An 11,864-nucleotide genomic window follows, 5' to 3' on the forward strand; every position below is an offset into this window, starting at 1 on the left:
GTATCTGCTCTCATTATAAACATACCACTATTCCACAAATAAGTTCCTTTTAATATAAAATCTTTTGCTACTTCAAGATTAGGCTTTTCTGTAAAACGGTTAACTTTATAAGTTGGTATAGCACCAACCATTCTGTCTCCCATTTCAATATAGCCATAACCCATCTCTGGTCTTGTAGGTTCTATCCCTATGGTAACTATCACATTCTTTTTGTCTGCAATCTCTACCCCTTGTTTCAATGTCTCAATATAACCCTGATTATCCTCAATATAATGGTCTGAAGGTAACACTACCATTACTGCATCTTTATCTTTCTTTAAAAGTTTCATTGCAGCAAGACCGATACATGTTGCTGTTTCTTTATTTGCAGGTTCTACAAATATATTCTCTGGGTTTAACTCTGGGAGTTCTTGTTGTAATCTTTCCTCATAATCTTTATTGGTAATAACGTATATATTCTCACTAGGAATAAGGGGACTTACTCTGTCCACAGTATTAACCAAAAAGCTTTTATCATTCACAATCTTCAAGAACTGCTTAGGTTCCTGCCCTCTAGATAGAGGATATAACCTTGTTCCTTTTCCACCTGCTAAAATCAATGAATAAAGCATCTGCGCCTTCGACTCCATAAATTGCTTATACTCCATTCTATGAGGCTTTAATTTACTATGTGCTATTTTTTAGTTAATTTCCATAATTTTTCTTAACAAAATAAAATTACAGTAAATTAAAAAACTCTCGCGAAAATATTTTCACAAGAGTTTTCATATATATATTAATTTGCTGCTTTTTTCTCTTTTTTCTTTACAGTAAATATTGCAACTATAAGACTTATTATTCCTAGAATTCCTGCACAAGCAAATGTCACATTCATTCCATGTATTAAAGCTTTTTCTGGATTCATTATTCCAGAGTTTGTTGCTACTTTAGTCATAAGTGTTATAAGAATTGAAGTACCTATTGCACCTGCAATTTGTCTCATTGTATTATTAACTGCATTTCCATGTGAGTATAAACTTCTATCAAGTGTGTTAAGACCTGATGTTGTAAGTGGCATAAGAAACATTGCTATACCAAAGAATCTTAATGCATACATAAACATGATATAAAACTCACTTGTACTTGGACTTAAGAACATAAATGCAAGTGTTCCACCTGTAAATATGATTAATCCAATTATAGATAAAAGTCTTGCTCCAATTTTATCAAATAATCTACCTGTAATAGGGTTCATAATTCCCATAACTATTGCCCCTGGCATTAATACAAGCCCTGCATTCATAGCTGAATATCCTCTAGCTTGTTGTAAATACATAGGAATCATAAGTTCTGAAGAAATTAGCCCTGCATAAACTACCATTACTATTATTGTTGAGAAAGTAAACACTCTACTCTTAAATACTCTAAGATTAAGCATTGGTTTTTCCATTGTAAGTTGTCTCCAAACAAATATAGCAAGTCCTATAACTCCAACAATTATTGGAACATAGACATTCACACTTCCAAAACCATCATTACCAGCATTACTTGTTCCAAGTAAAAGTCCACCAAAACCTAATATTGATGTGATTACAGATAATATATCAAGTGAAACTTTTTTATTATCAGTAACATTTTTAAGTAATATAAATCCTAATATTAAATCTATTATTGCGATTGGCAGTGTTACATAAAATAAATCTCTCCAAGGATGACTATTAATTATCCATCCTGATAAAGTAGGTCCTATAGCGGGTGCAAATGCAATTACTATACCTACTATCCCCATTGCGAATCCTCTTTTTTCTTTTGGGAAAATTATAAGAAATACTGTTTGCATAAGTGGCATTATAACTCCTGCACCAGCTGCTTGTATAAGTCTAGCTGCTAAAAGAGTATCAAAATTAGTTGCAAATGCTCCAAGCACAGTCCCTGCTGTAAAAAGTCCCATAGACATAAAGAATAAAGTTCTAGTTTTAAACCTATCAATCAAAAATGCTGTAAAAGGAATCATTATTCCAAGCACTAACATATATCCTGTACTAAGCCATTGTGCTGTAGACACACTTATTTTTAAATCTGTCATAATATCAGGTATTGCTACATTCATAAATGTACTATTTAAAAATGCTACAAAAGCTCCTAAAAGAAAAACTCCTGCAATTACTACTGTATTATAATTTTTATTTTCTTTACTAATAGAGTTTGTCATAAACTCACCTCGTTTATCTTTCGTTAATTTTATTTTCATTCTCTTTACTCATAAGTTTTTTTCAAAACTCATAAGTACCATTAAATGAATTATAACCCCTTTCATAATTTTTAGTCAAACTTAGTCGACTAACTATTTTTCTTTTCTCATACGTTATTTTTATTATTTTACTTCTAAATATCATACTTATATATTATTTTATTAATTTTTTTAGCCTTTTAATGAAATTATACTAAAAAAATATAGAGTACTCATGAGTTTTCATAAGTACTCTATATTTTTTTAATATCTATTTCTAACAACTATAAAGTTAGCTTTATCTCCTCTGTGCATATCTCTTGAATACTCAAATATTTGACCATTATCAAGATATACTGTCGATTCATTTGTTAGAAGTGGACCACCAATAGCACATTCTAATATTTCTGCCTCCTCGCTTGTAGCACCTCTTGCTCTTATATCATCTGTAGATTGTTGAATTTTAAACCCAAGTTCACTTTCAATATAACTATATATAGATGATTTTATAATTTTTTCATTAAGTCCCTTAACATACTTCTCTAAGAAAAAACTCTTCTCTAATACATAAGGCTCACCATTTACTATTCTAAGTCTTTCAACATAGTAAATCATATCTCCAACTTTACAATAAAGTTTATTAGAAAGGTCTTTATCTGCAAGTAATACATCAAACCTAATCATTTTGCTTTCAATTTTTTTATCATTAAGGTATTGAGTTAGACCAAAAGTTTTTGTATCTCCTGAATAACTTTTTCTACTAACATCTCTTTTTACATAGTTCCCACTGCCTTGGATTCTATAAAGCCAACCATGCTCTATAAGTTTTTCAAGTGCTTTTCTTATTGTCATTCTACTAACGTCATACTGATCACAAAGTTGCATTTCAGTTGGAAGTTTATCACCCTCTTTATAAACTCCTTTATGTATTTTCCTCTCTAGATCTGATGCTATTTTTAAAGCTTTAGACATTTTATACCCCCAATAAATTCAAACGTAATTTAAACCATAATTTAATTGTATATTCATTCTTTTACATTGTCTATCATATTTTGAAATTTTTCTCATTTTTGGAATTTTTAAATATTTTTTTAGGTTAATTTATAAAATTTTCTTAACCCAAGAAAGTTTATTTTTAAATGGGGCATATCTTAAAGGCATATCAAGCCAAGTTGCCCTATCAAGAATTGCTTTTTTATTTGAGAAAGTTAAAAAACTTTCCTCTCCATGATATTGTCCCATTCCACTTGTTCCAACACCACCAAAAGGTAGATATGGTGATGCAACATGTATAACTGTATCATTTAAAGTAACTCCCCCAGCAGTTGTATACTTCAAAATATGATTTCTTTTTCTTTTATCTTGTGAGAAATAGTATAATGCAAGAGGCTTTTCATTTGAATTAATTTCATCAATTACCCTTGAAATATCCTCAAATTCTAAAACCGGTATTATAGGTCCAAATATTTCTCCCTCCATAACTTTATCATCAACTGAAACTCCATTAAGTATCGTAGGTTCTATATATAAATCCTCTCTATCTGAGGCTCCACCAAACCAAACTTTTTCATTATCTATATAAGATAACACTCTATCAAACTCTCTTTCATTGACCATTCTTACATAATCAGGCGATTTTTGAACATCATCACCATACTGAAGTTTTATTTCTTCCTTTAAAGCCACTAAAAATTCTTCTTTAATCTTTTTATGAACATAAATGTAATCTGGTGCAACACAAGTTTGACCACAATTTAATAATTTTCCCCAAACAATTCTTCTTGCTGCAAGCCTAACCTTTGCATCCTCGTCAACTATACAAGGACTTTTTCCTCCAAGTTCTAAAGTTACAGGAGTTAAATTTTCAGCTGCCGCACTCATAACAATCTTTCCAACCTTTATACTTCCAGTAAAGAAAATATAATCATAATTAAATGCTAAAATTTCTTTCATAACTTCTCTACCATTTCTCGGGTCAATATATGCAACATACTTTAAGTCAAATGCTTCTTCTATAATGTCTTTTATAATCTCTGAAGTTGCAATAGTTGCCTCTGATGGTCTTACCATAGCTGTATTCCCTGCACTTATCGCACCTATAAGTGGTGATAAATTTAACTGAAATGGATAATTGAATGGTCCTATTATCAGTACTGTTCCAAAAGGCTCATAATGAATATAACTTGAAGCAGGAAAAACAGTTATTGGGCTTTTCACCTTTTTGTTTCTACTCCAACTTTTAAGATTTCTAATACTAAGATTTATTTCTTCATAAACCATAGAAACTTCTGTTATATATCCTTCAAATCTTGACTTTCTAAGGTCAGTATTTAAAGCTTCTAGAATTTTCTCTTCTTTTGCTTTAATTACTTCTTTGAGCCTTTTTAATTGTTTAATTCTAAAATCTACATCTAAAGTTCTTCCTGATTTAAAGAAAGACTTTTGCTTTTCAAATACTTCTTTATCAAAAGACATAAAATCACCTCTCTAGCTTATTTTAACTAATTATATCACTCTAAATTACTAAAAAAATGTCATAAATGAAACTTTATCCAAAGTGATTCCTATACAAAAATAAGACTAGAAAAGTTTTACCTTCTCTAGTCTATCGTATAAAATTGTATACACCTTTAATTGGTATAGTTTTGAGTCAAATTGGTATAGTTTTTTTAATAATTTTTTAAAATTTAACTACTAAATATGGTTCAATTTCAGCTTTTGGAATAAGAAAATATCTAATTCCCGCTGCATAAGGTGCTATTTTATAAACTTGAAAATATACTGTTATACCCTCATTAGAAATATAAAACTCCTGATTATCACTAATTCCTTTAAAATCTGCACCACCTGAAAAATATGTATCCTTATCTAAAGATATATAACTTTTAATTTTTTCATTTATATGTGTTTTATAATCAAAACTACTTACAAATAAACTTTTTAACTTTAACTCCTCACCTGTTTTAACATTGTAATTATAAGAAATCAAATTATTAAGCCCATGTGCACCACCAGCATAATAATAATTCATAACATTAAGACTTAAAATATCATTATTATTATATGGAACATGAAAACTACTATTAACTTCATATTTAGGGTCAAACTTATCTAAATTTGCTTCCTTTATAAATCCCTCTGACCATTTTTTATTTTCATTATTAATCTTATCAAAAATACTTTTTACTATTTTACTTTTTGACTTTACTATTGGATTCTTAATATTTATATCAATATTAGCACTTTTTTTAATAGTATTTTTTGAATCTATATCTAGGTATCGTTCTGTTGCTAATACATGTACCCCTAAAATAAAACAAAACAGTATAACTAGTAAAGCGACTTTTTTCTTCATATTTCTTCCCTCCACCATAAAATTAGTTTACTCTTATTATTTGCTTCTATTGAGTAATTATGTGGGTTTCAAAATATAAATTTTTTTAATTAATAAAAAAGTTATCCACACTCCCTTGTGGATAGTGTGGATAACTTTACCAATTTTATATAATTTTCTTAAATTTTTATTCTTTAATTCCAAAAACCTGTGGATAACTCTTTGCTTTTACTATTTCTTATCAGTTTTCTTCTTTCTACCTTTAAAGCCAGTATTCTTTGCATTTTCTGCATTATGACTACCTTTATTGCTTGTTCTCTGATTATTTTGTCTATTTTTGTTGATTGAATTTCCTTGCTTTTTGAATGGCTTTTTAGTTCTTTTATCTCTTTGATTTACACCCTCTACAGGCTTTAAATCTTCATCAGATGCTTCTTCAGTTTTTACTGAACCATCTGTAAGTCTTTTAATAGCTAAAAGCTCTTTTTTAGTCATATCTCTCCACTTACCCTCTGGAAGTTTTCCAAGACTAATATTCATAATTCTAACTCTTTCAAGTTTTGTTACTTCATAATCAAAATAACCACACATTCTTCTAATTTGTCTATTAAGTCCCTGAGTTAAAACTATTCTAAACACAGTTCTACCCTCTCTTGTAACTTTACATTCTTTTGTTACAGTTCCAAGAATAGGCACACCATTGCCCATAGCTTTAAGAAAATCATTAGTTATAGCCTTATTTACAGTAACAATATATTCTTTCTCATGATTGTTTCCAGCACGCAGAACTTTATTAACTATATCACCATCATTAGTTAAAAATATAAGCCCTTGTGACTCTTTATCAAGTCTACCAATTGGAAATATTCTTTTATCATGATTTACAAAATGAACTATATTACCTCTAACATGCTTCTCTGTTGTACATGTTATCCCTGTAGGTTTATTTAAGACTAAATAAACTAACTCTTCTTCCACTCTTATAGGTCTATTATCAACGGTAACTTTTTGCCCCTCTCTAACTTTCATTCCCATAGGTGCTGGTTTTCCATCAATTTTAACTCTGCCTGATTCAATAAATGCATCTGCCTGTCTTCTAGAACAGAATCCACTCTCTGCTATATATTTATTAAGTCTAACCTCTTCTCTATTTTCATCTTTAAAGTTTATATCCAAAATTACTACTCCTTTTCCTTTGTTTTATCTGCCTTAACAGTCTTTTGAACACCATCATTATTTATTTCAACTCTAAAAAACTCACCTTTTTTAGTATCATCTATATACTGACTTTCAACATAATTTACAGTCTTAGAAATAGATTTCAAATTAAAATCTTCTCCAACTACAGATACCCTAATAACACCATTCTCTGGAATCATTTCATTAGAGTCTGCATATTTTAAAATACTTAAAAGCGCATTATCAATACCTTTGTGTTCTATAGGTATAGTTTCAATCATAACTTTCCCCTTATCAGTTGGAGAATTTACATACACTACCTTATTAAAAGAATTAACTTTTAAATTAATCTCAGAAGTTGTATTTAAAACAATCTTTGCCTCTGGTATTTTATACACATTAGCTACAATATACCCAATAACTAAAAATACGCCAAGTATTCCGGCTCCAATTTTTATTGTTGGTGATATATAAGTAAATTTAGTTGATAAAATTTCATCACCAGAATTACAGCCCTCAGAATACTTTACATCAGCAACTATTCCTTCTCTTGTAAGTATAAATATACTCTTTGCACAACTTGATATTTGAAGTGATATGCCTTTATATACATCCTGTTTATGATTACTATTTATATCTTTAAACCTTTTTTTACTTTCATCTTTTTCCTGGATATTTAAATATCCTACTATTTCCTTAAACTCTTCTCCCATTAATAAAATAGTATATAACTTTAAATAATCTATGTATCTATCAATCAAGCTAAGTTTAATCATAGTTTTTTTAGCTATATGCGTCTTTGGTAATGTTTTTTTCTCATTGAAATGATCCATTATTTTTTTTTCTTTTATAATAAAACTAGCTACATCTAATAATTTATTTCTTGATTCATCATCAGGTATATCCCTTGATACCGAAGTTAAATTCACTCTATATTCTTTTATATAACCTCTTAAAATCTTAGTTTCTTTTTTAATTTCACCCATATCTACATCACTATAATATTTTCTCTTATTAGAAAACATATATTTATTTCTATACTCAGAAAAATCCCCCATTTTCCCCTCCTACACTCGATTAATTTTATTCCCCTCTAAAACACTTTTCTTTCATTTACATAACATTAATTATAACATAGCACATATATTATCCTAAACAAATAATTATTATATCTATATATATATCGACTATTTCTTTGAATAACTACAAATATTCTATTGTTTATTAACTTATCATCTTCATAGTGATGTGCTAGAATTAAAAATAAATGTAAAATCAAAGGAGAAATAATTATGAGAATTGGAATGGGCTATGATGTTCATAGACTAGTTGAGAATAGAGATTTAATACTTGGAGGTGTTAAAATACCCTTTGAGAAAGGACTACTTGGTCACTCTGATGCTGATGTTTTACTTCATGCTATATCAGACTCATTACTTGGCGCAGCAGCACTTGGGGATATAGGCAGACACTTCCCTGATACAGATGAAAGCTTTAAAGGAGCTGATAGTCTTATTCTTCTACAAGAAGTTGGAAGATTAATTAAAGAAAAAGGTTATAACATAGGAAATATTGATGCAACTATAATAGCTCAAAAGCCTAAAATGCTGCCACATATACCTACTATGAGAGAAAACATAGCAAGAGTATTAGAAATTGATGTAGATCAAATAAATGTTAAAGCTACAACTGAAGAAGGACTTGGATTTACAGGAACTCTTGAAGGAATATCTTCACAAAGCATTGCATTATTACTATAAGAAATAATGCAATTAATATATTTATTCTAAAATAGTAAAAACCTCTGAAATTTAATTTTCAGAGGTTTTTTATATTATATTTAGACTGCTTTTACTTCAATATCTTTAGTCTTAGCAGTTGCTTTTTTATGTTTAAAGAATCCTATAAAGATTAATGCACTTATCCCCATTAAATAAGGATAGAATAAATACTTCATTATATCAAATGGAGCAAGTCCCGCAAGTGATGAAGCTGTTAAAAGCTGTGCTCCATAAGGAATTATGCCTTGGAAAGCACATGAGAACATATCAAGTATCCCTGCTACTCTTGCTGGTTCAAGGTCATACTCATCTGAAATATCTTTTGCAATTGGCCCTGCTGTAACTATAGCTATAGTATTATTTGCAGTCGCCACATCAACTAAACTTACAAGTGCTCCCACACCAAACTCTGCACCTTTTTTAGTTTTAATTCTGCTAGTTATAGTTTCAAGTATGAAATCTACTCCTCCATTTGCTTTAACAAGTTCTACAATTCCACCAAGTAAAATTGAAATAATTATAAGCTCACTCATTCCACCAATACCAGCTGTTATTGAATCAAATAATGATTGTAAAGTAAGAGAACCTGTCCCAAAACCTACTATTGCTGCAAGCCCTATTCCACCAGTTAAAACTAAGATAACATTCACTCCAAATAAAGCTGCTACAAGAATTGCAAGATAAGGTAAAACCTTAATTATATTATATTCATAAGCTATTGATGTAACCTCTCCACCTTGACCAAGTACAACATATAAAATTATTGCTATAATTGCTGCTGGTAGTACTACTTTAAAGTTTGTTTTAAACTTCTCATTCATTGCACAACCTTGAGTTTTTGTAGCTGCTATTGTAGTATCTGAAATCATTGAAAGATTATCTCCAAACATTGCTCCCCCAACAACTGCCCCTACTATTAAAGGTAATGAAATTCCTGCTTTTTCTGAAATTCCAAGAGCTATTGGCACTATAGCTGCTATTGTACCCATTGAAGTCCCAAGTGAAATTGCTATAAATCCTGAAATTACAAATATTCCAGCCACTAAAACTCCTGTAGGTAAAATTGTAAGACCAAGATTAACTGTAGACTCTACAGCTCCCATGCTCTTTGCAACCTGTGCAAATGAACCAGCTAAAATAAATATAAAACACATTAAGATAATGTCACTATTTCCTGCCCCTTTGCAAAAAAGATTTAAATTATCATCAAACTTTCTTTTTCTATTTATAAATATTGCTACAAGTGATGCTATCACCCCTGGCACTAAAACTGATACCGCATAAAAATCATCTAAAACTATTGATACCCCTAAATAAATTGTTACAAACACTAATAATGGTATAAGACCTGTGAATTTACCTTTTTTTTCTCTCATGATTATTGTCCCCCTTTTAATTTAAAGAGTTCCTATTATCTAAATGTTTATCCATATATATTTTGTCCATTCCTTTTAAGAAAACAAAAAAACTCCTGCTTAAAAGACAGAAGTTCCCATAGTATACCGTAATACCTTGATGATCTTCTTATCTGCCAGTTATATTCATAACTGCTGGAATTAGCACCGTTCTATATTTAGACGTAGTTCGCCTAGATACATTGGTTGCCGGGTTTCATAGGGCCAGTCCCTCCACCACTCTGGATAAGATAATAAAAAAGCTCTTATTTAATTTAAATTTATTTTACCATTTACTTACTATCAATGCAATGAATTTATTTACTTATTTTGTTAATAAATTTAAAACTTTCTCTAGTAAAATACCTTCTTTTGAATTATATTCATACTTACTACTTTCTGTGATTGCTTTACTGACAAAATTACTCGCAAACTCAGTTGCATCTTCTATAGACATATTATTTAGTACTTTTCCAATTAAAACTGATGCAAAAGCATCGCCTGTTCCTGGGTAATATTTATCTATTTTTTCAACTGATACTCTAGTTAACTTATCCTCTAATTTATTATAAATAATTGTATCTATATATTTTTCACCTTTTATACTTGGCGCACTTGTTATAATAACATCTTTAACCCCAAACTCTGCAAGTTCTTTAGCCCACCTCTCAACAATTTCTATGTTGAATCTATCCTCATAATCTTCATCAAGAAGTAATGCTGCTTCTGTAATATTAGGTGTTATAATATCTGCACCTTTGACTAAATTTCTCATCTCAAGAACCATACTCTCATCAAATCCACTGTAAAGTTTTCCTTCATCAGCCATAACTGGATCAACTACTAAAAGCATATCTTCATTTGAAAAATCTTTAACTATATTTCTAACAAGTTTAACCTGATCTACACTTGCAAGATATCCAGTATAAACACACTCAAAACCAAGTCCAAGACTCTTCCAATGCTGTTTTGCTAACCACATAAAATCACTTAAATCCGTGATGGCAGGCTGACCATATCCTCCCATATGAGTTGATAAAACTGCTGTTAAAAGTGGGCAAACCTGAATCCCCAATGTTGAAATTATAGGTATTATTGTTGTAAGTGATGCTCTTCCATAGCAAGACATATCATGTATTGCCATAACTTTTTTTACTGGATACATATTTTTTTCTCCTTCAAGCTAAACTTATATTTTAATTCCTGCTTTTTTAACTAAAACCTTTGATGTACATAATGAAACTGCTATTGCTACCCCTATACTCGTTGTAATAACTGATGTTATAATTTTTGCAATTGCTCCTGGTACTCCATAAAAAAAGCAATTCACTATGAAATATCCTATAAGAGAAACAAATCCCCCAACTACAAACCCCCAAATATTATATTTCATATCTTCTCCATCTTTACCATTATGATGAGCTATTCTACCTGCAACATAACCTGTTGCACCCTTTAAGAAAAATGTTGGAATAGTCCATATTGCAAATGCTGGATTTATAAAATCAAATAATGCACACCCTATAGCTGCTGACCACCCAATATCTTTCCCCAAAAATATTGCTCCAACAAATATAGCCGTAGTTCCAAGATGTATCATTGTAGTACTTCCCCCAAAATTTAATGGTATATGAACCATAGTTGCTACAAAACAAATAGCTGCAAATAAAGCTATTGTCACTAATCTTTTTGTTGTAATTTTTTTCTGACCTTTAGTAGAATTATTATTCTCTAAAACTCCTAATTTATTTTTTTCCAAAATAAAAACCCCCTCTTTATTTTAAAATTATTATATTCCATCATTTTACAACTAGTCAAATCTATGGGTTCAATTATTGAAAATAAAATAAATTCAGAAAAAAAAGAAGCAGTCAACACTGACTACTTCGTTCTGGAGCGGGTAGTGAGAATCGAACTCACCTATTCAGCTTGGAAGGCTGACGTTCTACCAATGAACTATACCCGCA

General features: G+C 30.1%; 11 protein-coding genes, 1 tRNA gene and 1 riboswitch. Of the genes, 1 reads left to right on the plus strand and 11 read right to left on the minus strand.

All coding sequences use genetic code 11. The features are described 5' to 3' along the window. The 7 genes from Q0V24_RS16180 to Q0V24_RS16210 all read right to left on the minus strand — a co-directional run. On the minus strand, positions 1–611 hold a 611-nt coding region (locus Q0V24_RS16180), incomplete at its 3' end, for a mannose-1-phosphate guanylyltransferase (RefSeq protein ID WP_297523083.1). A 164-nt stretch (positions 612–775) separates the two neighbouring features. Then, positions 776–2,230, minus strand: a complete 1,455-nt coding sequence (locus tag Q0V24_RS16185) for an MDR family MFS transporter (RefSeq protein WP_297523066.1) — start codon at positions 2,228–2,230, stop codon at positions 776–778. 243 nt (positions 2,231–2,473) lie between these two features. Further along, complete coding sequence (locus tag Q0V24_RS16190; RefSeq protein WP_297523068.1) at positions 2,474–3,181, minus strand: GntR family transcriptional regulator; 708 nt, start codon at positions 3,179–3,181, stop codon at positions 2,474–2,476. Positions 3,182–3,310: 129 nt separating this feature from the next. Continuing rightward, positions 3,311–4,684, minus strand: a complete 1,374-nt coding sequence (locus Q0V24_RS16195; RefSeq protein WP_297523070.1) for an aldehyde dehydrogenase — start codon at positions 4,682–4,684, stop codon at positions 3,311–3,313. Positions 4,685–4,889: 205 nt separating this feature from the next. Further along, positions 4,890–5,564 (minus strand): DUF3298 and DUF4163 domain-containing protein, encoded by a 675-nt coding sequence (locus tag Q0V24_RS16200; RefSeq protein WP_297523072.1) that lies wholly within the window; start codon positions 5,562–5,564, stop codon positions 4,890–4,892. 210 nt (positions 5,565–5,774) lie between these two features. Then, positions 5,775–6,722 carry a 23S rRNA pseudouridine(2604) synthase RluF gene (gene rluF / locus Q0V24_RS16205; protein ID WP_297523085.1) on the minus strand — a complete coding sequence of 316 codons (948 nt, stop codon included), beginning with the start codon at positions 6,720–6,722 and terminating at the stop codon, positions 5,775–5,777. A gap of 2 nt (positions 6,723–6,724) precedes the next feature. Continuing rightward, positions 6,725–7,780 carry a hypothetical protein gene (locus Q0V24_RS16210; RefSeq protein ID WP_297523074.1) on the minus strand — a complete coding sequence of 352 codons (1,056 nt, stop codon included), beginning with the start codon at positions 7,778–7,780 and terminating at the stop codon, positions 6,725–6,727. Between the two features lie 234 nt (positions 7,781–8,014). Here Q0V24_RS16210 and ispF point away from each other — a divergent pair, with 234 nt between their 5' ends. Continuing rightward, positions 8,015–8,482: a 2-C-methyl-D-erythritol 2,4-cyclodiphosphate synthase gene (gene ispF / locus Q0V24_RS16215; RefSeq protein WP_297523076.1), complete on the plus strand. Its 468-nt coding sequence runs from the start codon at positions 8,015–8,017 to the stop codon at positions 8,480–8,482. An 80-nt stretch (positions 8,483–8,562) separates the two neighbouring features. Here ispF and Q0V24_RS16220 read toward each other — a convergent pair whose 3' ends face one another. The 4 genes from Q0V24_RS16220 to Q0V24_RS16235 all read right to left on the minus strand — a co-directional run bounded on the left by Q0V24_RS16220 (position 8,563) and on the right by Q0V24_RS16235 (position 11,863). Beyond that, positions 8,563–9,879, minus strand: a complete 1,317-nt coding sequence (locus tag Q0V24_RS16220) for a Na+/H+ antiporter NhaC family protein (protein ID WP_297523078.1) — start codon at positions 9,877–9,879, stop codon at positions 8,563–8,565. Positions 9,880–10,024: 145 nt separating this feature from the next. Beyond that, a riboswitch (SAM riboswitch) is annotated at positions 10,025–10,150 on the minus strand. A 72-nt stretch (positions 10,151–10,222) separates the two neighbouring features. Continuing rightward, positions 10,223–11,062, minus strand: a complete 840-nt coding sequence (locus Q0V24_RS16225) for a pyridoxamine kinase (RefSeq protein WP_297523080.1) — start codon at positions 11,060–11,062, stop codon at positions 10,223–10,225. Positions 11,063–11,086: 24 nt separating this feature from the next. Next, positions 11,087–11,656, minus strand: coding sequence for an ECF transporter S component (locus tag Q0V24_RS16230; RefSeq protein ID WP_297523082.1), 570 nt, complete (start codon positions 11,654–11,656; stop codon positions 11,087–11,089). 133 nt (positions 11,657–11,789) lie between these two features. Then, positions 11,790–11,863 (minus strand) — tRNA-Gly (locus Q0V24_RS16235). Position 11,864 lies beyond the last annotated feature (1 nt).

Source organism: uncultured Clostridium sp. (assembly GCF_947039605.1).
GTDB lineage: Bacteria > Bacillota > Clostridia > Clostridiales > Clostridiaceae > Sarcina.

Bases quoted from the DNA above. Each gene is read 5' to 3' on its own strand.
- Q0V24_RS16190 (WP_297523068.1), bottom strand. From the start codon at position 3,181: ATGTCTAAAGCTTTAAAAATAGCATCAGATCTAGAGAGGAAAATACAT.
- Q0V24_RS16185 (WP_297523066.1), bottom strand. From the start codon at position 2,230: ATGAAAATAAAATTAACGAAAGATAAACGAGGTGAGTTTATGACAAAC.
- Q0V24_RS16195 (WP_297523070.1), bottom strand. From the start codon at position 4,684: ATGTCTTTTGATAAAGAAGTATTTGAAAAGCAAAAGTCTTTCTTTAAA.
- Q0V24_RS16200 (WP_297523072.1), bottom strand. From the start codon at position 5,564: ATGAAGAAAAAAGTCGCTTTACTAGTTATACTGTTTTGTTTTATTTTA.
- Q0V24_RS16225 (WP_297523080.1), bottom strand. From the start codon at position 11,062: ATGTATCCAGTAAAAAAAGTTATGGCAATACATGATATGTCTTGCTAT.
- Q0V24_RS16220 (WP_297523078.1), bottom strand. From the start codon at position 9,879: ATGAGAGAAAAAAAAGGTAAATTCACAGGTCTTATACCATTATTAGTG.
- Q0V24_RS16210 (WP_297523074.1), bottom strand. From the start codon at position 7,780: ATGGGGGATTTTTCTGAGTATAGAAATAAATATATGTTTTCTAATAAG.
- ispF (WP_297523076.1), top strand. From the start codon at position 8,015: ATGAGAATTGGAATGGGCTATGATGTTCATAGACTAGTTGAGAATAGA.